Below are 23,810 nucleotides of genomic sequence, written 5' to 3'. Positions count from 1 at the left end.
TACCTACAACGTAAAGCTCCTCGACGATCTGCGACGGAAGGGAGACCGCGAGGGGCTGGAGCCCGACGACGTGCCGGCAGCGAACCAGTTCTACACCCCGCATTGGGTCGTGCGGATGCTCACCGACAATTCTCTCGGCAAACTCTATCTCGAAGATCGAGGGGAGCTACAGGACACCGTCAAGAGACAGGACTCGATGACGCCCGACGAGCGCAAGAACCGCCCGCTCTCGCCTGACGAATCTCCGGACATCGCGGACTTTTGCACCTATCTCGTCCCGTCTGAAGAGGAAGGGGAGCCACCGGCGTTCGACGGCCCCGAGGACATTCGCGTCATCGATCCGGCCTGTGGTAGTGGACACTTCCTGTTGTACGCGTTCGACGTGCTGGAGCGCATCTACCGGGCCGAGACCAACCTCGACCACGCAAAGATTCCTCGGGAGATCCTGCGAAACAACCTCTACGGCGTTGACCTCGATATGCGTGCCTGCCAACTCGCCGCGTTCAACCTCTATCTGAAGGGCCGAACGCGTGCCGAAGCCGAGGGCGCCAACGGATTCGACATGCCGGAGGTCGGCATCGTCTGTGCCGACGCGAAGGTGGCCGACATTGACGGCGTCGAGGAGGTATTCGACGAGGTGGCCGACGGGAAATCCGACGTGGAGGATGCCCTCAGTCGTATCCTCGATGCGTTCGAGGAAGTCCACGGTCTGGGGAGTCTGCTCGACGTTCGGGGGACACTCGGCGATCTGTTCAAGGATGAAGTCGATCAAGAGAGCGTCCAGATCACGCTGGATGACGATCCCCGCGAGGATCATACCCTTGGCCAGATTCTTCACAGTCTACGTGAGGCCGTCGACCAGCACCGTGAGGAAGACTCGTTCTTGGCACAGGACTTGCGGAGCTTCGTCCGGCTGCTGGACGTGCTGGCGCAGGACTACGATGTGGCGTTGATGAACCCACCGTATGGATCACGAAAACGAATGCCAGATCGGATTCAGGCATATGTTGAAGACAATTATCGATACTATCCAGAGTATTACATTTCGTTTGTTGAAATATGTCGAAGGTTCACTCGACGTAATGGTAGAATTGGAGTGCTGATGCCTCGGTCGTTCATGTTCAAGAAGTCATTTGAAGAGTTCCGTACTGATTTCGTCGAACGAGAAGGGTCATTTGACTTCTTAGCCGAGTTTGGCCTTGGTATTCTCGACAATGCAACAGTCCGTACCGTGGGTACCGTACTCAGAACAGGATCGCAACAGGAGGATCCCACAGGAACGTTCCTACGGTTACACGACCTGAGGGCCAGAGAGAAAGAGAATGAATTTATTTCTCTGATTTCGGGGGGCGAAAGTGAATCGACAAAGCGAGTATATAATATTAATTTATCTGAGTTTACTACAGTCCCTGGCACGCCAATTAGTTACTATATCCCCCAGCCGGTACGTCAATTGCATTTGTCAAAGAAGAAGGTTGACGCCGATACTGCGAACATTGAGGGTGAAGGGATTGCTACTATTGCGACGGGACTACAAACTGGAAACAACGATCGATTCCTTCGAAAACACTGGGAAGTCAGCGGTTTAACGGAGTACAAGCCATATGCGAAAGGGGGAAGCGATGCATGGATTGCACCAACTGTCCACGAAACGGTTGATTGGCGTGAGGACGGTGCTGTGCTTCGACGCGCCGAATGGTCGGTTCTTCGAAATGAACCGTTCTATGGTGAACCCGGTCTTACATGGACATATATAAAGGAAACGGGGCGACGATTCGGTCATCTCCCACCAGGCTGCCGCTTTGATGTTGCAGGTTCGATGGTCTTCCCAACAGAGGTCGACGCCTGGGAGCTTATGGTGGCATTAAATTCGCAGCTCTACCATGCCCTTGTCCTTTCGCTCACGCCAGAACGACAGTGGAACCAAGGAGATATCGGCCGATTACCATGGGTCGAAGAAGTCAGTGATAAAAAGTTGCGTGAGCTAGGACAAAACCAGTATCAAACAGCAATCGAAATACAACGTGATGATCCAACTAGCCCATATTATACATCACCAACTCTACTTGCGGACCATTCAGCCGATCAATTCTACGAACATTCTTTCTCGGAACAATTGCCGGTCACACAAGAGATGTCAGAACATCTCCCGAAATCTAGGTCATTAGCGGAACTTGCTGAGAAATCTGTCGAACAGATGCAAGAAGCCAGGAATGCCTTAGAAAAATATGCTCAAGAGGTTGACGATCACATGTATAGGTCGCTGGACATCGGAAAGGAGGCTCAATTCGATATCGAACGAGAAATCTCACTCCGTACGGCAGAAACCGTGAAACAGGGTAAAAAGAATCCAGTCGATATTCCTCTAAATGAACAAGTCAAAGACCTCGTCCACCACTTCGCGATGGAGGCTGTCCGCGAGGAATCGGACGGCATCATCCCGCTCGAAGGCACGGACGAACAGGCCGATTTGCTCGACCGCATCGTCGAGCGGTTCGAAGACGCCTACGGCGAGTACGCCGAAGACCGTCTCGTCGAGGTCGACGGCATCCTCGGGGCCGAATCCGCCGGCGACGAGGCGTATCCCAACCTCCGGTCGTTCATCAAGGATGACCTCTTCGCCTACCACGTCGATACGATGGAGAATACGCCCATCGTCTGGAAGCTCAGCACAGCCCGACTCCTCGCCGACGCGAAGGGCGAGGGCTTCGCGTGCTTCGTCGACTACCACCAACTCGACGCCAGCCTGTTCGACCGCTTGAGCAACGAGTACCTCGAACCGCGGAAGGCCGAACTCCGCGACCGCCGCTCGGCAGCGAACCAGCGCCGGAACGATGAGTCACTCTCCACGAGCGACCGCGCCGATGCGACCGACGAGTTCGAGTTCTGTTCGAGCGCCCTCGAACAGATCGCCGAATTCGAAGAGGTGATGCAGGAACTCGGCTCCACCAGCGAGCGGGACTTCGACGCGGACGACCGCGAACTCGTCGAGGAACTCGCACCCAAGGTCGCCGCGTTCCGCGATGAGACCGCCGAGCGTATCGACACACTTGAACAACTCCGGGAACGGAACGACGAGGAGTGGTTCCAGGATACCTTCTCCGATGGGTTCTGGAACAAGGTTGACGAGTGGCGTGAGGAGTGGCTGGACGCACTCGACGAACTCGAACACGCTTGCGAGGAGTACGCCAAGCCGAGCGACGAACCTGTCGAGGCACATCTCGCCGACCTCTTCGACTACTTCAACTGGCGGCTCAAGGGCTCGGATCACTACTCCAGTACGGGCATCCTCTTCATGACATATTACTTCGAGCGCGAGGGAGCCGAGTTGCTGAACGAAGACGGGGACCCCTTCGACAATTTGACCGAGGACGAACGAATGCTTGCCTCGCTCGCGACGGGAGTAGACGACGCTTCCATCATCAACGAGGAGTATCTCGAACAGGTTGCGGACGATGAAGATGTCGATGACGTTGACGACCTACCGCCGCTAGCGGAGTTCAAGGCGCTGGCCGAAGAGATCGACGACCGCTGTCAGACCGTCGATAAGCGGATTCCCTCTGATTGGTCGGATCGGGCGCTGTCGGAGATTACGACCGCCGGCTACCAGCCCAACCAGAAGCATGGGGTCGCGATCAATATCACACCGCTCGCGGAGCAGAGTGTCGTTCCGGATATCGTTGAGGACAAGATACTCTAACTGGGCTCAATTTGGACAAAATCGATAGCTACCTGATCTATAGTTCATTTGTGTAGTATTTTTATACGTGACAGATACTCTAATTAGGGAGGCGGTAAAGGGGCAGAGTATGTCCGAAGAAAAGGGTTCTGCCGAGTTCCAAACCGGGGATGTTGAAGAGCGAATCGCTGGGGAATTCATGCGCCGACTACAGGAATCCGACGTGGACTTTGATGTGACGGAAGTAATGGAAGCTCAACTCGAGAAAGATGATTTCGGAGGAGGCAACGAAATTACAGAATTGATCGAAGAGGAAGTTCTTGAAAATGAAGATTGAGAGGCTTACAATTTCGAATTTCAGAGGTATCAAAGGGAAGTTCGAGATCGAACCAAGCAAGGACAATATCGTTCTCGTCGGACCGAATGGATCGGGGAAGAGCTCGGTAATCGAAGCAATTGATTTCCTTTTGACTGGTACGATCCAAGATCTTTCTGGAGAAGGAACTCGATCAATTACTGAAAAGCGTCATGGGCCACACGTCGATGCGGAGCCAAATGAGGCTTGGGTAGAGTGTGGCTTTTCTCTTGATGGGAACACGGTTACTGTTCGTCGAGATTTAGATAATAGAGACAGTCCATCAATTGAAACCGAAAATGAAGACTGTTCCGATCGGTTTGAGTCAGTTGCCAGTGCTGCAGATAGAGGATTGCACCTTCTGTCTCGAGATGAAATTCTTGACTTCATCACTGCAAAGAGTGGGACTCGTTCTGAGAGATTGCGAACTCTACTGAATATCGAGAACGTCAAAGACCGGAGACTTGCTCTCGAAAATGCCTATGACAAACTCGATACTCAGGCCAGCGAGCTAGAACGTGAAGCAGAAAGCCATCGATCTAGCCTCCGAGAGACGTTGGATCTAGACTCTGATGAGAGAATTGTTGATGGGATTAATCGTTTTCGTGATGAGTTGGAGGGAGACTCACTCAACAGGATCACCGACGAGTCATTTTTGTCAGGCATTGATTCGCCTTCCAGACGTGTAGTCGCCTCTCCTCTTCTCCGGTCAGACGGACGACAACGCGTCTTGGAAATTCAGGAGTGGCTTGAAGAAGGCGTCGAGGAATTTCTCGAAGCTGACAGTGAGTTCCGGCAAAAGTGGAACGACATAGACGCAGATTCCGAAAGGATTCGTGCTCTAGAACAGCAACAGCTCATTCGCCTCGGTCGTGATGCGATTGAGCCTGAGAATGAGCGGTGTCCGCTTTGTTTGGATCCGTGGGAACCAGACGAACTTGAGGACCACCTAACCGATCGACTGGAGAAAGCAAAACAGCTCGAAGAGGCCTTAGACGATCTGGAATCAAAGAACGATGCCGCGCAGCAACACCTGACCGATGTCCGAGTAACTGCGGAGTCACTCGTTGAAATTCTGCGGGGTGTTGAACGATTCGACCAAGAACCCGTCGAGAAATTTATTACGACCATTTCTAATTGGGAGAATCAATACGACGAGGACCTCTTATCGCCGCCTCCCAAAGAGGATTTGACTGACAAGGAACGTCGAGACTTACTGACGCCGTCCGAGTTGAAAACGCTACTTGAGAATATCGTGTCTCATATCCAGAGTGGCCCTGAGCTTGACGAATTGGAGGAGACATGGCAGACTCTCAATGCAGCTGAAAGCCGGTATAATGAAATGATTGAGGTGAGCTATAGTGCGTCGAAGAGACGCCAAGTAGCTCAGGATATGAAAACAGCGCATCAAACATTTATCGATGCGCGTGACGAGATTCTGAACCAGATCTACACCGAAATAGAAAATCAGTTCGAACAGTACTACACTTCGATCCATGGCGACGAAAGTGACTTTAGCATCGGTCTGAATCCGACAGAGACTGGATTGGACGTGGAGGTGGACTTCTATCAAAAAGGTCAGTATCCACCACACGCTCTGCACAGCGAGGGTCATCAGGATAGTATGGGTATCTGTCTGTATTTGGCTCTCTGTGATTGGCTGCAGGAGCAAGAAGACCTGCCGATCATAATGCTTGATGACGTGGTGATGTCGATTGATGCGGATCACAGACGTCCGCTAGCGAAGCTGATGGGCTCAGAACTCACCGAAGAGTACCAAATGATCATAGCCACGCATGATGATCTATGGCATCGGCATCTGAGGTCATCTGGAGTTGTATACTCATCAAACGCCGTTCAGTTTTCAGGGTGGAATATTGAGGACGGACCCTTGACCTTGGAGAGACCAGAAATGGAATGGGAAACTATCGAAGCTGAATTGGAAAAGGGCAATACATCCATTGCTGCCCACCAGACAAGGCGTATGGGAGAGTGGTTTCTCCGTGAAGCTTGTGACCGTTTAGATGCAAAAGTTCCCTTCAAGTCGGATAGCCAATGGACACTGGGTGATTTCAAAAACGGGGCTGTGTCACGTTATAAAGAACTTCTAAGTAAAGCTAAGGAAGCGGAAAATTCGTGGGGGAGAGATATAGATCATCTACAGGATTTGGAAGATGAAGCGAGAGATGTCTCAACTCGAATGGATGAATATGGTGCCGCACTCAATCCAAATGTTCACTGGAATGAGACAGAATCAGAGTTTGCTCGATGTACTGCGGAAGAATTGAGGCCAGCAGTTGAAGCATATCGAGATTTCTATGAAATGTTGTGGTGCGAAGATTGCAACTCCTGTCTACGTGTTCTGGAGGAGGGAGATAGACCAGTCAGTATGCGATGTAACTGCTCAAACACGGACATCAATCTAAAGAAAGACAAGTAATCATGCAAGCTTCAAAATCTCTCCCAGAGGCCGCGAAAGATACAATTCGCCGCAAATTCGATGGAGCAGAGTCGGAAGATCCGATAGTCCTCTGGTGGGACGACGACAACTACCTCAAGGACATCATTGAGCAGGCCTGCGACGAACTCGGCGTCCCGCTAAAGACTGCCGAGAAGACACCGCTCGAACTACGCGCTGACCCAGTAGATGGCAAGCAGGTTTGGTACGTCCCCCACGTCAAAGAGCCAGCAGACAAGGAGGGCGACTACGACTGGTTCCGGGACGTCCAGCACACGGGGAGCGAGGTGGAGATGAGCATCGAAGACCTCACCGTCCACGCGTTCGAGCGCGGGCAACTCGATGCGTGGGAGCTAAAAACGGCGACGCAGGCGGACGACCCCACGAAGCGCCGCGAGATCGCGCGGATCCTCCACGACCAACTCACCGGCGGACAACTCCCGACGCTCGAACAGCTCCGCACGCAGATCGTCACCGGCGGCTACACTGATCCGGTCGCGTTCGTACTGGAGAATGGCTGGGGCGACATTGACGACAGTTCCGACACCATCGAGCAGATGCAGGACTTGCTGACCAGCGAGGGCGTCGACGCGGTCGCTAGCAAGGACGAACCCGTGGGGATCGTCGCGGCGACGCGTCGGTGGGCAGTCGCCGAGTGGCTGATCCACGCCGGCGCCGACGCCGAACGCTTCCCGAGGGAGTTCCGCGCCGAGACGGCCGGCGACCACGACCTCCCAGAGCTCAAGTCGCTGTTGAACAATACCACCTCGGCCAGCCTCCTCGCCGACCGCTACCTCGGCGAGGCAATCTGGCCCGATGTCGTCGCGGACGTCGACGACCCGTGGGAACTCGCGGACTGTATCGTCGACGCCGCGCTCGAACGTCGCCTCTGGGAGGAGTGGCACGCGTCCTTCGACGCCGGCGACTACGAGACGTGTCTCGAGCGCGCCGAGGAGCGGTACGACGCTCTGCTCGGGAGCGAGGATTTCCGTGGCTCCTACCAGGGAGCCTACGGCCCGGACAGTCCGTGGACGCGGACGTGGGAGCAGGCTGCAGAGATCGCTCGCCTCGCGCACCAGCTCGAAACGTGGGACGAGAGCGCCACCGACGACGTCGTCTCGCTGTACGCCGATCGGGACGACGGCACATGGCAGATCGACAACGCGGTGCTCAACCTCGTCGTCGCGGGAGAGCCCGAGACCGACCTCCCCGATGATCATCCCGCGACCGCCGCGCTCGACGACCTCCGAACCCAACTCCAATCGGAATACGTCGAGTACCTCGAAGACCTCGGCGACCTCGTCACCGATACCGTCGAAGCTGGCGCTCCGTTCGTCGACGAAGATCACTCCTACCAGTTCTTCACGAAGGAATCAGACGGCCTCGAAAGCGGCCAGACTATTGCGCTGTTCGTCATCGACGCCCTTCGGCTCGACCTCGCTCGCCGGCTCGCGGACGAATTGCGTGACTACGTGGCGACACTCCCGGCCGACGCCCCCGAGTTTGCCGTCGATGAAGACGTCTGGCTCGGAACGCTCCCCTCAGAGACCGAGTTCGGGAAGGCTGCACTCACGCCGGGAGAGATCCAGATGTTCGATGTCTCGCTGGTCGATGGTGAGTTACAGCCCCGCCGAAACAATCGTCGTGTGACGACAAACCGCCGCGAGTCGTTGTTGGGTGGCGACGGCTGGACGGTCACTCGCGAGGAGGAGGAAGACGGCTGGCAGTCGACGCGAGTCGCCTACTTTAAGAACGACATCGACGACATCGGTGAGAAGGAACTCAACGATCTCGAGGCGATGCTGGCGCGACGCGTCGACTCGCTTGCGGAGTTCATTGGCACGAAACTCAAACAGGGCGAGTGGGATCAGGCCTACGTGTTGACCGACCACGGGTTCGTTCTGCTCCCAGACAACGCGTCGCCGGAGAAGATCTCGCGGCCGGCGGAAGCGTCCGACTCCGGGCGCCGATGGATCGCCGGGGAGGATGTGGCCGAGGATTCGCCCGGCGTGCTACTCGACTCCAGTTCCCGACTGGGATACCTCGACGCCGATGTCAGCATCCTTGCGAGCCCACTGAAGCGGTTCAGAAAGCAGGGGCTCGGTGACGCGCGGTTCTACCACGGCGGACTTCTACCACAGGAGTTCGTGCTCGACTTCATCAGCATCACGCAGGGCTAATCTCTCACGAACTTCGCATCTATGTCATCACAGGAAATAGAAGAAGCGACCACCGCTATTCGGAGTCACATCATCGACTTTCTGACGACGCTTGACAACCAGATGGACGAGCCACGGCTCAGTGAGGTCGTCGAGGCAGACGGCACACTTCAGAGCAAGAATCTCGGCCAAACACCCGAGCGGTGTGTCGAAGATGCTCTCATCTGGCCGATTCTGGAGACGCTCGGCTACGAATATACACCAAGACCGTACTATCCCGTCGGTGACAGCGATGAGCAGCCGGACTTCCGAATCGACAATCTCTCTGAAGCGGTTATCGGAGAGAACAAATCGGTCAACAACTTCGAAACCGCGCAGGGTGACATCGAGGGGTACCTCGACTCACGCCGATACGAGTACGGGTTTTCGACTGACGGATTCCGATGGGGAATGTACGCCGTCAAAACGGATGAACGCGGTCGAGCAGATCTCGTCACCGTCGTCGAAGAGCAGAACATCGCACCAGCGGTACGACAGATTGCCCGCAATCAAGGATTGGTCAGCTACACCGAAGAGCTGCAGGAAAACGGCACCGTCGAAGGAGTGTTGGGTGACTTCTACCAGACGTTCAATCACTATGGTATCCGGCGAGCTATCGGGGGGCTGACCGAGTTTTACGACCTCTACTTGGAGGTAACTACGGGCAACGGTGAATACCAGCATCTGGATGCAGCCCTCGTTGACGCAATCGAGCACCCGACAGACGCCTCAAAGTCCGAGAAACTGGCCATCGCGGCACTACTCGTTGACCGACTTGCCTTCGTGAAACTGCTGGCAGATCGCGGTATCCTCGACCGTGTCGCTCTCCACTCCCAGTGGGGCGAGCATAATCAGGGGCTCAATCGGTTCCGGGGAAGCTTCTACTCTCAATACCTCCAGCCGTTGTTCTACGATGCGCTTTCGACTCCAAAACAGCAGCGCGACGCCGAACTTCCAGAGAGCTTCAGCGACGTACCGTACCTCGGCGGAGGATTATTCGAGTCGATACTCCCGGCCGAGCGTGCCATTGATGTCCCCGATTCGGTAATGCAGCCAGTCCTCACACAATTCATCGAGAACGAAGAACGGACGTTGGTCAACGAAGCCGCCGCGGGTTCCATTCTGGAGACGTACACCGAGGAGTTTGAGAGTCGGGAACTGGCTGGGAAGATACCGCAGTATTACGCCGACATCGTAGATGCCTACAGTGCAGAAATCGAGTACGTTGAGTCGGAGATCGAACGTACCCTACGGTCGTTCGCCGGAACGGAGGCCCGATAATGCGCGGACTGGCAATCTTGAAGACGGCGTACGGTCTTGACACAGACATCACTCGATGACAAACTCTACCCAGTTCTCTCCGGGGCAGCGGGTGATTCTCAACGGAGCGCCGGCTGAAGTCATCAAAACCCAAACGGTCGGAGAGATCGAGTATCTGAGAGCATACATCAAAGGGGAGGGCGCTAAGACGGTCTGTCTCGACGATGTCGAGATTCAACCGCATCGATCCGGGATCGAGGAACTGTCCAACCAGCGAATTGATGATCTTCATCCTAATCACGATGCGGTCTCGGCACAGTGGTTCGACCTCCACACGCAGGCGACGAAACTCAAGCTCGCCCACGAGCAGGGGCAGCTCCTGAGCATCTCGAACTCGCTTGTTCGACTGGAACCCTACCAGCTCGACGCCGTGAACTGGGTGATGCAGAAGCTTCGGCAGCGGGCGCTCATCGGCGATGATGTCGGGCTCGGGAAAACGATAGAGGCGGGACTCATCCTGAAGGAACTCGCCGCCCGGAATCGCGCCGACCGTGCCCTATTCGTCGTCCCCGCTCACCTCCAGAAGAAGTGGATACGAGATATGGATCGCTTCTTCGACGTCGATCTAACCGTCGCAGACCGGGCGTGGGTCGAAGGTGAACGTCGACGGCTTGGCGAGGAAGCCAACATCTGGAACCAAGACCAGCAACAGCTCGTCACCAGCATGGCGTTCCTGCGACAGGAAGAGTTCCGGCCTGCACTCCGGGAAGCGTTCTGGGACGTCGTCGTGGTCGACGAGGCACACAAGGCCGCAAAGCGAGGGGAATCACCGAGCAAGACGGCAAACATGGTTGATACCGTTACTGGGAATTCCGACTCGCTGCTGCTTCTCAGCGCGACGCCCCACGACGGGAAGGGCGAGGCGTTCCGCTCACTAGTCGAGTATATCGACCCGTTCCTCGTCGCCGAGAACCGGGAACTCTCACAGGAGACAGTCGACCGCGTGATGATCCGTCGCGGGAAGACCGATATCTACGACGAGGATGGTGAACGCGTCTTCCCAGACCGGAAGGTCAACTCGGTATCGGTCTCGATGACGCACGACGAGCGGCAGTTCTACCGCGCGGTCACCGACTACGTCAAAAACGTCTACAACCGCTCGGAGAAGTTAAACGAACCTGCCGTCGGGTTCGCGATGGCGCTAATGCAGAAACGGCTGGTGAGCAGTGTCGGCGCGATTCATGCGACACTCCGTCGACGACTGGACGACCTTCTCGACGAAGAGGCGGATACTGACGGCCTTTCCGAGGAAGCGCGAGCCTATCTCGACGGTGAGGATCTGGACGAGGACGACAAGCAACATGCAGAAGACGAGATTGCCGGCCTGACCGTCACTAGTACCGACGAACAGCTCCAAGAGGAGATCGATACGCTCCGCGACCTCGTCTCGCTGGCGGAAGATTTGCCGGTCGACTCCAAGGCACAGAAGGTCAGACGGTTCATCTCCCAACTCCTCGAGGAGCAGCCGGACGAGAAACTCCTGCTATTCATGGAGTACCGCGATACGCTCGACTATCTCCTCAAGTACGTGCAGGACGAGCCGTGGGCGGACGAGATTCTCGTGATTCACGGCGACGTGGACAAGGACGACCGGGCGCGGATCGAAGACGAATTCAACCACGGCCAGTCGCGGCTCCTGTTCGCGACCGACGCAGCGAGCGAGGGGATCGACCTCCAGCACAGCTGCCACATCATGGCCAACTACGAGCTTCCGTGGAACCCGAACCGCCTTGAGCAGCGGATCGGTCGTATTCATCGCTACGGACAGGAGGAGGAGGTCAAAGTCTGGAACTTCCTTTTCGACGACACCCGCGAAAGCGAGATCTTCGAGATGCTCCAGACCAAGGTCGAAGAGATTCGTTCTCAACTCGGAAACACGGCTGACGTGCTCGGCATCCTCGACGACATCGACGTGGACTCGCTCATTATGGAGTCCATCGAGAACGACGAACCGCCGAGTGCGACCAAAGAGGAACTCGAGGAGATGATCGAGGAGCGCCAGCGGACGCTCGAAGAGTGGTACGAGCGGAGCCTCGTCGATACGAGCACGTTTGATGCCGAGAGTCGCCGGCAGATCCAGGAGGTCGTCGACGAGTCAGAGGACGTCTACGGGAGCGAGGGCGACATTCGAGAGTTCTTCGAGCAGGCAGTCGAGGCCTTCGACGGCGAGTTCGAGAAGCGCGGCACCAATCTCTATCAGGCCGAATTACCCGACGACATCCGTCCACCGAACGCGGACGCGACCTTCGGGCCGTTTACCTTCGACCGCGAGTTCGCGATGGATCACGAGGACATTACGTTCGTTGCGCCCGACACGGACGTCCTCCAGCGACTCATGGCACGCGTGCTGGAGTCCGATCGGGGAGAGGTCGGCCTCAAACTCCTCCCGTTCGTCGACACGCCGGGAGTCACCTACAATTATCGCGTGGCGTTCGAGGATGGCACGGGAGAGGTAATCCGCGAGGAGACAATCCCCGTCTTCGTCGACGCCGAGCAGCGAGATGCCCAACAGGCGCTCGGCGAGCGGGTTGTTGAGGGTGAGACGGTATCTGCGAAACCAGCGGTGGATGACATCCGGACCGTAGTGGATGCCGAGGACGAACTTCGTGAAGCTGCCGACCGCTATGTGAGTGCTCGGGTGAACGAGATCAAGTCCGACCTCAGTTCAAAACGTCACGAGGAGACCGACCGGGAACTCGAGAACCTCAACGAGTACGCAAAGTCCGAACGCGAGCGCATCGAGTCCTTTATCGAGGAGTACGAACGCAAGTCCAAGGCCGGCTCGGATATGGACATCGCGATCCGGGGCCAGCGTGAACGCCTCGAAAAGCTCGAAGAACGAATCGAGGCACGTCGCCAAGAGCTGAATCGTCGGGAGCAGGTCATTTCACTGGCGCCTGAAGTTGAGAACTACTGTTTGACACTCCCACTCTGACAACCGAAATCGCACACTCACCTATCGACTGATGGGATTCTCGCCCTGATCGCTTCCATTTGATTTCCGTTCGACTTTAACCAGATCCGAGAGAGATCCCATCGAGAGTGGATAGATGGCTACAACGGTACCTTCACCAGAATAGAAGAGTCTTGGAACAATCTCTCGATCGGGATACAGCTGTCGGACGACATGATAGTAGACGCTTAGCTGTTTGCGATACTCGGTTTCGGCGTCCCGGGTACGATCGGTCTTGTAATCGACAATCTCGACACGATCGTCAGTCACGTGTAGCAAGTCGATTACGCCGGAGATCGTTACCTGTTGTTCCCCGACCGAGACTGGCAGATAGGCGTCCTCTTCGACAAGTAGCGTTCCGTCCAGTTCGTCAATGAACTCTCGCACCCGCCGTTCGTCATCACTCGCAGGCTCGATCTCCTCACCGGCGGCATACCGCTCGGCGAAGTCGTGAACTCGATTGCCGAACTCGATCCCACGGCCCTCATCGCGGTCCTCAAACACCCGGTCGTCCATCAGGGCGTGGGGTGACTGGCCCGCCGGCACGTCGGGCTCGGGGATTGACACCTGCAATCGCGTCTGTTCGGTCCGGTCGATCCCAGAGCCCTTGAGCTCCGGCTCGACGGACTCGGCCTCCAGCGGCAGGTTCTCGAACAGTGGACTCGGCTCCGCGCCCGCCGAGAACAGCAGGTGATCCTGCGCTCGCGTCATCGCGACGTAGAGCAGTCGGCGCTCCTCGTCGTAGTCACGATCCAGACAGGCCGACAGCACGCGATACCGCCAGTTGTCGTAGCGGTGGGGCCGGCCGTGGGCTGTCGAAGACAGCTTCGTCTGGCGGAGTCCAATCGGATCCTCGTAGCGGATACGGTCGTCGCCGCCACCCGATGGTGGGAAGCTGTACCGGTTGATATTCGAGACGATCACGATCGGGTGCTCGAGTCCCTTGGCCGCGTGGATCGTCTGGACAGTGATCGAGTCCCCACCAGGGTTGTCGTCGATCTCGTGAGTCGCCTCAGCGTCCAGACTCCGCTCGATGAAGCGGATCATCCCGCCGAGATTCCGCGTCGTCCCGTCCGAGACGTCCTGCAGGAGGGCGACGAGCGAACTTGCATACGCGTCGTCGTAGCCGTACCGCTCGAAGACCTGGCGGGCGATCGCCCCGATAGACTCCATTCCCGCGAGTCGATCACGGAACGCGACCATTGCGTCAGGATACGCTCGCTCCTCGAAGATCCGCTCAACCTCCGCAAGCGTGTAGCCAGCCTGTTCGAGGACGACCGCCCAGCCACGTCGCGAGTCCTCGTCAGCGAGAATTCGGAGCCACGCGAGCAACAGGATCGACTGATCGGTCTCGAAGAGCTTCACGCCGCCCTCATAGGCGACCGGGACGCCGAACTCGTCGGCCGTGGTCTGTAACTCCCGACCGAAGCGTCGCGTCCGGGTGAGAACCGCGATGTCGTCGTAGCGTGGAGTGCGAAGGTCGCCGTTCTCGTCGTTGACCGCGTAGGCGTCGTTGCCGACGATCGTCTCGATCCGATCGAGGATCGCCTTGTGTTCGCTCGCACTCGTGAACGCCGCGATCGTTGAGTGGTCCCGATCAGTCGCCGCCTCGAGCCCGTCGATGTCATCGACGGTTCGGTCGACCGACTCGCTGCCCGTCGCGGGCACCGTCAGCGCGTGCCGCGAGAGATCAAGGATTGACTGCGTCGAGCGGTAGTTCCGCCGCAGTGGGATCGTGTTCACCTCCTGGACGGGGAAGTCGACGCGTTCGTGCTCGCCGTTGAGTTCGCGTTTGTACGCCTGGAGTCGTCGTTCGAACGAGCGAATGTTCTCGACGGCGGCGTACTGGAAACCGTAGATCGACTGCTTCCAGTCGCCGACGACACAGAAGTTGTCGGTTTCGGCGAGTAAGAGTGCCAGCTTGAACTGGATCTCGCTGGTATCCTGAAACTCGTCGACCATCACCTGCTCGAAGGCGATCGACTCGCGGAGCGCGTGATCCTCACAGAGGAGGACGAACGCGAATAGCTGGAGGAAACTGAAGTTGAGGTAGTTCCGCCGGAGCGCGAACTGGATGTACTCGACGTAGATGTCGTGGACAAAGTCCTTCAGCGCCTCGCGATCCTCCACAAACGCTTTTTCGGCCCACTTCGCGTCGATCGAGGGATAGCCGTCTCGTAACTCGTCCTCGCCGGGTGCGTCCGGGAGGAAGCAGCTTTCGCGTTCGAAGCCGCTCAGGGAGTCCCGCAGGTCCGATTGCGTGGCCCCGTTCGCACCCTCGTTCGGCGCGTTCGCTTCGGCGAACAGCGTCTCGAAGGCCTCGAAATCCCCGTCCAGAGAGACCTCGCCGTCACGATACCACCCATCCACGGTCGGGAAGACGCCCTTCGCGGCAAGCTCTCTGATCAGCTCGAGCAGGGACATCGGGTCGTTGAGCACGCGGAACACAGCCTCGTGTTCGTGATGGGCGTCGACGAACTGCGAGAGGAAGGTCCGGAAGCGATCGGCTTCGATGACCTCGTTCTCGAGCAGCTGCGTCGAGCCGGTGATCTGGTCGTCGATGCCGAGATACGACGGTGCGTCGGTCCCGTATTCGAGGAGCAGGTCATGACAGAAGCTGTGGAACGTGCTGATCGGCGCGTCCCGGAGCGCAGACATGGAGTAGTCACACCGCGCGACGACGCGCTCTTTCATCTCGGTGGCGGCGTTGTTCGTGAACGTGACCAACAGTACGTCCTCTGGCTCGTACCCCTCTCGGAGCAGATTCGCATACCGGCGCGTGATGGCGAAGGTCTTGCCAGTCCCGGCGCCGGCGTCGACGACGTGAATCCCCTCGGTCGCCTCGATCAGCTCACGCTGCCGGGCGTTCGGCGTGGGTTCAGTCATCGCTAGCCTCCTCGGTCAGCAGCAGGTCGCGATGGGTCACGCGATCCATGTTGGGATCGCCGACCGGGAACGACGACTCTCGATACTCGTTGATCAGATCGATCTGCTCGTCGAGGAACGCCTCGAAGGCGTCGACATCGTCACGGTAGTAGTTCTCGCCACGCAGGTCGAGCAAAGTTTTGAGCGCGCTCTCGATTCCCGACGTGACATACTTGTACTCGCCGACTCGGTCGCGAGCGTACCTGACGAATGCATCCGCAAACTCGGTATCGAGGAGTATCTCCTTCTCGTCGACGTCGGGAAACGTGTGCGAACCGAGGAACTGGGCATACGCGTCATATCCCAACTTTTCGAGTGTTTTCCGTCGATCGTTGCTCTCCGCGACGCCCTCACAGAGTGCGTCGAACGCCGTCCGCGTGCCGGCCCACTCGTCGAACGCCACGGGATAGTAGGTCACGCGGACGAGCGCGTCCTCGACATCGGCGGATCCGGTAATGGCGTCGTCCACCAGATCGAGGAAGTGATAGAACACGAAGTTGATCGGTTCGTCGGGACGGACCTGTCGGTGGTGGGCGAGATAGAGCATGGCCTGGAAGTCCGGCTTGTCGTGGATCTCCTCGATCGATGAGCGATCCATGACCTGTGACGCGGATTTCGCTGACCCGCTCTTATAATCCAGTAGTTGCGTCGACGAGTGGATAAGATCTACCTTGCCTTTCCCGCCGAGGGCCGGATTTTCGAACCACTGCTCGGTGATCGGTGAATCGATCGGGTGATCGAAATAGTCGGCAACGAGGTTCCCGAACGGCAGCACCTCGTACTCGTCGTAGTCACGCTCGACCGGTGGGTGCTCGTCGACGAATCGCTCGATCAGTTCGAGGCCCACCTCAAACTCGGTTTCGAGGACGTCACGATCCACCTGATCGATGAACGGCCGGAGTTCGTCGAGGAAGCGGTCGACGAGTTCTGTCCGATCCGCATCAGCGACCACATCGGGATGGTTGACGTAGAACTCGGCGAAGTCGTGATAGCAATTGCCCTTCCGAAAGTAGTCCCGATCGGGTTGCTCGACGAGCTGGTCGAAGAAGTAATCGCGCGGGCAATTGACGAACGTGTTGAGACTCGACTGGCTGATCGTCTCGATCGGCTCGGGCGCTGCGTTGACGGGGTCGTGCTCGAAACCGGTTGAGCCATCTCCTCGCCGATACGTGTGCGGGATGGTCTCGAAGTCGTCGAACGCCTCGATTTCGTCGTCCAGAAGGTCGTGGAAGTATAGACACGGACGGACCGGCTCGCCGGCGCTGGTTTCCTGGACAAGATAGTACTGTTCGCGACCGTTCTGGAGGAGCAGTTGGAACTGCCGGAGGTGCTCACGGTCCTTCTGTTCGGTGTCGATCCACGGCCGATCGATGACTTGATGGGTCCAGTCGGCGTCGAGGCCGAGATAGAAGACGGCGGGCCGGTCGACATAGACCGACGTTTTCGCGTCGGCGAGCAGGACGCCGCTGTCCTCGCGGTCGATCGGCACGTCGAACGCACTGAGGTAAAACGCCAGGTCGTCGAGCCGCCGGTCCGTGACCGGCTTGTCCACCAACCCGAGCACGTCGAGTTCGGCACGAACAGCGTCCAGTGACCGGTCCGACAGATCTGCGAACTCTCCGAGCGCCTCGCCGAAGGTCCACTCGCCGACGTCCTCGCAGAAGGATTGGATCGGTTCGATTGTCCGCCCATCAAGTTCACGGAGGAGTTTCTGATCGTCCGTTACGGGGAGCTCGATTCCGAGACTGCGAGCGATCGGTTGGACATCCCCGACGCGTACTCTCGAATCTGCGTGTGCAAGCCTCAGTAATTCGAAGAACGTTCGCAGTCCCTCGTCGTCGGCGAAGCCTGGCCCGCCGTAGAAGGGAATGTCTCGCGCTTCGAGTGCCGACTCGATCAGCGCGGGGAACGGCCCGCCCCGGTCCATGACAACCGCCACGTCGTCGGCGTTCTCGCTGGTCACGTTGTCCACGATCGCCTCGACGATCGCCGTCTGGGAGGCAAAGCTGTGGAACGCCGGCAGGTCGAAGGCCTCGCTCGTGAGCGGGTCGATCGCGTCGTACTCGGCGGGCAGGATCGACCGGTCCAGCGCGCTGAACTGGGCTTCGCCGATGACGGCGACGTCGAGGCCCTTGTCGATCTGGTACTCGTCGAGATCCCGATGCGCATTCTCGACGGACGCGATGACCTCGAGTACTTCCCGTGTTTCCGGTGTATCGTAGCGGTCGAACTCGAGGATCGCCTGATGGTCACCTGTCTCTTCCCAGCAACTAAGGATCAACTCGATCAGATGGGCGGCCTGCTTCCAGGGGAGTGCCGTAGCATCGATCACTGCGAGAAAGAGTTGTCGTTGATCTTGTGGGCGGAATTCGTCAGCTGCCAGCATTTGTGGCGTTGCCGCGAACCGACCGAGTCGTGGGTGGTCCAGCCGTCGATTGAGCGCGAGACTGAGCGGCGCGTCAACCGTTAGGACGAGATCGTAATCCGCCACGGTATCGAAGAGATCATCGATAGAGCGGGCCCGTTGTAATGACACACACCGATTCATTTCCCAGGCCACAAAAATGGACACTTCTTGCTTAGTCCGACACAAGTCAATTGCCTATCTGGATCAGTCAGCTATTTCGTTTAGTTATACTCTTTGTTTATGTTAACTATCTAGATCAACTACTTGGCTTAGCTATTCAAGTTAGTTGGATGAGCGTGTCATAGAAAGCCTCCCAAGGGAGGCCGCAGGGTTTGGAAACTGTGTCCAGCAGTACCAACGCCCTGCAAGACGTAGCTTCGGTAGACGACTTTTTGAATGCAGCGGCTACCGAGACAGTACCGCTGTTCGAACACCTTGAGTTCGAGTTTCTTCTGGAGTACGACGTGTTCGCCCCCTCAAAGCGGGGGCGAACACGAGTGCATCAGCCACCAGATCTCTTCCGCGGCTTTCTCCACTGCTACTACGAAAACGTCTACGGCACACGCCCGGTGACGAGAGAGCTCAAGCACAACCTCGTCTGGTACTACTGTGGACTCGACAAACCGCCATCCAGAGACACGATTGATCGCTTTCTCACCGACCTCGAACACGTTATTGACGATATCTTTGACAGGCTTGTCAAGCAGGCCGCCGCCTGCGGCCTGCTCGACTCCACGTACTCCATCGATTCGACCCACATCGAAGCGATCCAGTACAACGACGCAGCATCGTGGAACTACGACCCAACAGCCGAGGAGTACTACTACGGCTTCGGCTGTACAATCGTCTCAACCGGCGCAAAAATCCCGATAGCAGCGGAATTCACACAAGCGAAACAAGCGGATCAGGAGACGGCGATGCGCGTCATACGTGACGCGCTCACCGTCGATACACCGATCTGGATGCTTGGAGACAGCGCCTATGATATCCTCGATTGGCACGACCACCTGCTGGCCGCAGGGGTCGTGCCAATCGCGCCGTACAATCCGCGAAACACTGACGATCCGAAAGATATCGAGTACAGGGTCGAAGACCGCATTACCGAACACAGCGAGGACGTTCAGCTGAAACAATCCATCTTGGACGAGACGTACAACAAACGGACAGGAGTCGAACGAACCAACGACGCAGTCAAGGACTGCGGCCTCGGGCACGTCCGCGCCCGAGGCCGCGTCCACGCACGAACAGAAGTGTTCCTTGCACTCTGCCTACGGCTCGCCGTTGCCATCACCAACTACGAGCGAGGAAACAACCCGGGCTGTGAGAAGCTGTGAGATGGATTCTACGACACGCTCTATGTAGTTAGCATTGACTCGTAGTGTGCTACCCGCTATCCGTTGATGAGCCGAGAGTCGGTTCGTTCACCCACAGGGAAATACCCGCGAAAAGTTGCACTACAGCCACCAGAACGAACCCATTTTTGAATCCGAACACTGCTGGCATGGAACCGGTAAAACTGACATATAACATGAACAGCGCGGAACTGACTACGGCTAGCACAGAGAGGGTGTTGAACCATTTCTTACTCTCTTTGGAGGGCATATCGAAGATGATGCTCGCAAGATAAATAAAAGACCCGCAGCGTCTCTCAACAGAATACTTGCGTCTGCCACTACCGACCGTTTGGCTCTCCTGTGACTCTTTCTCTGACACGCTTGGTGGTCCTGCTGAATAGCCGAACGTCTCGACGAACACGTACGCTGTCGCGGCGACGAGCGCAACCACTGCGCCAAAGACCCGTTTGAGAAGGTCAAGAAACCCGGATTTCCGCTCCTGGGTGCCAACAAAGACGACGACCGGTTCCTCCGCTGGTGCGTAGATGTTCATTTCTCGGCCTTTTTCGGAGTATCGCGTCCCTGCGACCCGAATGAGGCCACTGTCCTCTAGGTTGTCGAGGTGATAGGAGATGTTCTGGAGCGAGAAGTTGGTTCGGTCACTCAATTCACTCGGTGTCCCTGAATCACTGTAGATCTCCGAAAGGAGCGTGCGGGCAGTATCGGAGGAGATTGCATCGAGTACGTCGTCGAGTTGTTCATCGTCGACACCGACGACACGCGGGTCGCCGTGTTGCTCCGTGTCGACGGCGTTTGTGGAGGGAAGCAGACTCATCATTTATCTCGTTCCCATCTAATGTTAAAATGATTGGCTCTGTTGAACTCCTATTTGTTCGCCACTTTCCGATTGAAACAGCTGTCAGATAGGGCTGCGTATGTATCGGTAAGAGTTATAGATTCGTGCTCACGTAGGATCCTCACTAGAAATCAGAGACGAATGCCACGCGAAGTCGAGTAGAGGGGTACGTTATTAGGGCTCTTCGCCTTCAGGCAGGTATGACTTGGGAGCCACTAGCTGTTGCCCGGCGTCACCCCGTGCGAACGTTCGGAGCTACAGGCGGCGTCTTCGCGCTCTTGTTTATCCTCACTGAATCTGTTCAGAGTTTGCTCGCGGGTCGTGGCTTCACCCTCCCGTCCGGCTTCCTGTGGCTGTTCGTCTTCGGCGGGGTACTCGGCGGGGCACTCCTTGCGTGGCTTCTCTGGGAACGCCTCGGCGCCGAACGTTCGCCGCGTTACGGAGCCGCGGTCGGTGCGCTCGTTGGTCTCTTCGCACTTCCGGTGCCGTTCTACGTTCTTGAACTCGCCCTCGTCGTAGCCCGCGGAATTCCTTTCGAACCGCAGCCGGGAGTGTCTCCGTTGGTTCAGTTACTCACTGACTTCGCTTTGCTCCTCTTCGTCCCGCTATTCCTCGGTGTACTCGGATTGCTGCCTACATACGGGGGAACAGTCGTCATCGGGGGCCTCGTCGGCTATCTCCTCGCCCGCGAGTAGCTACTGATTTGAACATGGCCTCACGCCGCGCTCACACACCAGTTCATCTTTACTGAACCATAGGTGGGTCCTCTGTATGTGATAATTCAACCACTGCGCTTTGGAGAGTGTTCGCGTGACCGACTAGCGCCCTATATCTATCACCCCAAAAGGTACGAGAAGAGTTCTATGACATACTTCATCTCACAGCTGTTTTACTCGACGGTGAACCGCCGATACCGACGAACTGCGTACCGGTACGACCCGTACGACACACCAACGGTCACCAGCAGGTAGAGACCGACCCCGACGATGAATACGGGCGTCACGACTAGGTTTCCGCTGATCGCGAACCAGGTAACGATCAGTCCGAGGATCGTGCCACCCCCCACGACGAACAGATATCCTAGCATCACGAGCGTCGACGGCACGACTGACTCGGTACCCCAGAACTCGCGCTCCTCGTAGATAGGGTACGCCGACCCGATCCCGACCGCGAACATCGCTGCGGCGAGACACATTCCGAGGCCGACGACTGCGAACGCGACGACAGAGGTTAGTGATGTTCCGAGAAGAATCGAGCCGAGTGGGACGAGCACGGCGACCGGGAGGCCAACGGCGACACCGGCGAGCATTCGTCCTCGGATGATGGTGCGGGGGTTCGTTTCGGTGAGTAACAGCAGGGGCAGCTGGGGGCGGTCGTCGCCCAGTGGGTTCAAGCCGAAGGTCGCGCCCGCGAGGTACGTCCCGAGGCCAACGCCCATCCCCGCGATGAGGAGTCCAATGGCGTCATCCGACGACTGAACGACAGTCGTGCCAAGGGGGGCGACGAAAAAGACGGCCATCAGGAGGTGGCTCAACTCTTGTGGGTTGCGACGGCCGCGCACGAGGACGGCCCACGCGATGCGGCCCGCTTTGGTCCACGCGAACGGCTGTGGCGCGGTGAATCCGCCGGTCGACGTGCGCACCTGGTTCGACGTGCCTCGACTCGGTGGGTCCGTGAACCAGAGGGTGGCGGCCTGTTTGGTCGCGACGGCCAGTCCAACCGGTATGAGCGCGAGCAACCCACCGAGCACTGCGATCGACCACGCCGACGTCGGCTGCGCGATGGGCGTTCCGAGGAAGGCGAGCGCGACGTACTCGACTAGAGGCTCGAAGGTGAACACCGCGAGGAACCGCTGTATCGAGAGTCCCTCTTCAACGATGAGTTGTCCGAGGAACTGCGAGGCAACGACGAGCCCGATCAGCGCGAGGATTCCACCCGTTTTCAGGAGACGATGGACGCCGGGGAGCCGCCGCAGGAGCCGCAGCACGCCGAGACCACCGGCGTAGCCCCAGACGGCAGTACAGCAGATGAGCGGCAGCGCGACAAGCCCCCCTGTGACGACGAGTAAGGGTGTCCCCAATCCCAGCGCGAACGTGACAGCGAACGCCGTTGCCGGAAGGCCGAACCACAAAAGGAGTCGCCCGATTTCTGCGGTGATGAGTCCGAGGACGACTGCACGGGGATGGACTGCCGTCAAGACGAGGTCTTCGGCTTCGATGCTCCCGATCCGTTCCAGCGTTCGGAGTATCGCCAATAGGACGAGTGCGATGGGAGCGGCGGTCGCAGCAGGGCCGAAGAACGGAATCGCGCTGATTGAGCGAGCACTTCGACCGAGTACGTACGCTGCCGGAAGCACAAAGAGGAGATTCCCGCCGAAGAACAACACGGCGATCCCGAGCCCGGCGAGCCGACGCGTGTTGCCGAGGTATCCCCGGAGACTCCGAACGAACTCTGCACGGCCGATGCGGAGCCCGTGGCGAATGTCGTGTCTGAGATTCATTCTCTTTCGGAGGTTGCGACTGCGTCGGGCTCACTGGTGACGGCGAGGAAGGCGTCCTCGAGCGACCCACTCTCGCCTGTCTCTGCCCGGGCTTGTACGTCCGCAGGCGTTCCTTCGGCGACGAGTCGGCCGTCGAACAGCACGCCGACCGCGTCGGCGACGGCTTCGACGACTGGGAGGATGTGTGTCGAGAGGAAGACGGTCGTCCCAGTGTCGGCGAAGTCAGTGATGGACTCTCGGATAGTGCGTGCGGCTCGGGGATCGAGCCCCGACGTCGGTTCGTCCAGGAACAGAACGTCCGGATCGTGCAAAACACTCTGGATGAACGCGGTTTTTTGCTGCATCCCCTTCGAGTACGCGTCGATTCGTTTGTCGGCGTCGTCGGTCAGGTCGAATCGGTCGAGATACTCGGCAATTCGCTCTCGGGCGACATTCTGCGGGATATCGCGCAGATCGGCGACGTACTCAAGCTGTTCGCGGGCGCTGAACTCCTCGTAGAGCGGTGGCGTCTCGGGAAGGTAGCCGACGTGCGGGGCGAGAGAACGCCGGTCGTCGACGTCGACGCCACGGATGCGGACGCTTCCGCTGGACGGTTGTGTGAGACCGGTCAGGAGCCGCATCGTGGTCGTCTTGCCCGCGCCGTTCGGGCCGAGAAAGCCGTAGACCGTCCCCGACTCGATGGCGAGCGAGAGACTGTCGACGGCGACCTCAGAGCCGTAGGCCTTCCGGAGCTCAGTCGTCTGAATGGCGAGGTCTTCGTCGGTGGAGGGCATAGATAACGGATATCGTTTGTCAGACCAATCGCCTATGCGTTTCGGAACGAGC

12 protein-coding genes and 1 pseudogene are annotated in these 23,810 nt (G+C 57.8%); 8 read left to right on the top strand and 5 right to left on the bottom strand.

Annotated elements, in window-relative coordinates:
* Window positions 1-4 precede the first annotated feature (4 nt).
* From pglX to HTIA_RS15285, 6 genes and pseudogenes are all read left to right on the top strand, one after another.
* Window positions 5-3,700: pseudogene (gene pglX, locus HTIA_RS16145) on the top strand (BREX-5 system adenine-specific DNA-methyltransferase PglX); the annotation flags it as partial.
* A 109-nt stretch (window positions 3,701-3,809) separates the two neighbouring features.
* On the top strand, window positions 3,810-4,016 hold the full coding sequence (locus tag HTIA_RS15305) for a hypothetical protein (RefSeq protein ID WP_008528058.1): 207 nt from the start codon (window positions 3,810-3,812) through the stop codon (window positions 4,014-4,016).
* Window positions 4,006-6,474, top strand: a complete 2,469-nt coding sequence (locus HTIA_RS15300; RefSeq protein WP_021029737.1) for an AAA family ATPase — start codon at window positions 4,006-4,008, stop codon at window positions 6,472-6,474. The genes HTIA_RS15305 and HTIA_RS15300 overlap by 11 nt, the downstream gene beginning before the upstream one ends.
* Before the next feature lie 2 nt (window positions 6,475-6,476).
* Window positions 6,477-8,672: a BREX-5 system phosphatase PglZ gene (pglZ, locus tag HTIA_RS15295; RefSeq protein ID WP_020931557.1), complete on the top strand. Its 2,196-nt coding sequence runs from the start codon at window positions 6,477-6,479 to the stop codon at window positions 8,670-8,672.
* A gap of 21 nt (window positions 8,673-8,693) precedes the next feature.
* Entirely contained in the window at window positions 8,694-9,971 is a 1,278-nt protein-coding gene (locus HTIA_RS15290) for a hypothetical protein (RefSeq protein WP_008528055.1), read from the top strand.
* Between the two features lie 55 nt (window positions 9,972-10,026).
* Window positions 10,027-12,945: a helicase-related protein gene (locus HTIA_RS15285; protein WP_021029738.1), complete on the top strand. Its 2,919-nt coding sequence runs from the start codon at window positions 10,027-10,029 to the stop codon at window positions 12,943-12,945.
* 21 nt (window positions 12,946-12,966) lie between these two features.
* Here the strand turns inward: HTIA_RS15285 and HTIA_RS15280 are convergent, their stop codons facing one another.
* Window positions 12,967-15,849 (bottom strand): UvrD-helicase domain-containing protein, encoded by a 2,883-nt coding sequence (locus tag HTIA_RS15280; RefSeq protein ID WP_020931556.1) that lies wholly within the window; start codon window positions 15,847-15,849, stop codon window positions 12,967-12,969.
* Window positions 15,842-18,424, bottom strand: coding sequence for a PD-(D/E)XK nuclease family protein (locus tag HTIA_RS15275; RefSeq protein WP_044951451.1), 2,583 nt, complete (start codon window positions 18,422-18,424; stop codon window positions 15,842-15,844). The genes HTIA_RS15280 and HTIA_RS15275 overlap by 8 nt, the downstream gene beginning before the upstream one ends.
* Window positions 18,425-18,636: 212 nt before the next feature.
* Here HTIA_RS15275 and HTIA_RS15270 point away from each other — a divergent pair, with 212 nt between their 5' ends.
* Window positions 18,637-19,629 carry an IS5-like element ISHti7 family transposase gene (locus HTIA_RS15270; RefSeq protein WP_021029740.1) on the top strand — a complete coding sequence of 331 codons (993 nt, stop codon included), beginning with the start codon at window positions 18,637-18,639 and terminating at the stop codon, window positions 19,627-19,629.
* A gap of 49 nt (window positions 19,630-19,678) precedes the next feature.
* Here HTIA_RS15270 and HTIA_RS15540 read toward each other — a convergent pair whose 3' ends face one another.
* Window positions 19,679-20,464, bottom strand: a complete 786-nt coding sequence (locus tag HTIA_RS15540; RefSeq protein WP_021029741.1) for an ArsR/SmtB family transcription factor — start codon at window positions 20,462-20,464, stop codon at window positions 19,679-19,681.
* 221 nt (window positions 20,465-20,685) lie between these two features.
* Between HTIA_RS15540 and HTIA_RS15260 the strand changes: the two genes are divergently transcribed.
* Window positions 20,686-21,180: a hypothetical protein gene (locus HTIA_RS15260; RefSeq protein WP_008528049.1), complete on the top strand. Its 495-nt coding sequence runs from the start codon at window positions 20,686-20,688 to the stop codon at window positions 21,178-21,180.
* 194 nt (window positions 21,181-21,374) lie between these two features.
* Here HTIA_RS15260 and HTIA_RS15255 read toward each other — a convergent pair whose 3' ends face one another.
* Window positions 21,375-22,985, bottom strand: coding sequence for a hypothetical protein (locus tag HTIA_RS15255; RefSeq protein WP_008528048.1), 1,611 nt, complete (start codon window positions 22,983-22,985; stop codon window positions 21,375-21,377).
* Window positions 22,982-23,758, bottom strand: a complete 777-nt coding sequence (locus HTIA_RS15250; protein WP_008528047.1) for an ABC transporter ATP-binding protein — start codon at window positions 23,756-23,758, stop codon at window positions 22,982-22,984. The genes HTIA_RS15255 and HTIA_RS15250 overlap by 4 nt, the downstream gene beginning before the upstream one ends.
* Between the last annotated feature and the right edge of the window lie 52 nt (window positions 23,759-23,810).

It is taken from the genome of Halorhabdus tiamatea SARL4B (genome assembly GCF_000470655.1).
GTDB lineage: Archaea > Halobacteriota > Halobacteria > Halobacteriales > Haloarculaceae > Halorhabdus > Halorhabdus tiamatea.
Note: the sequence above shows the minus strand (reverse complement) of the source record. Positions and strands in the feature narration are given on the sequence as shown.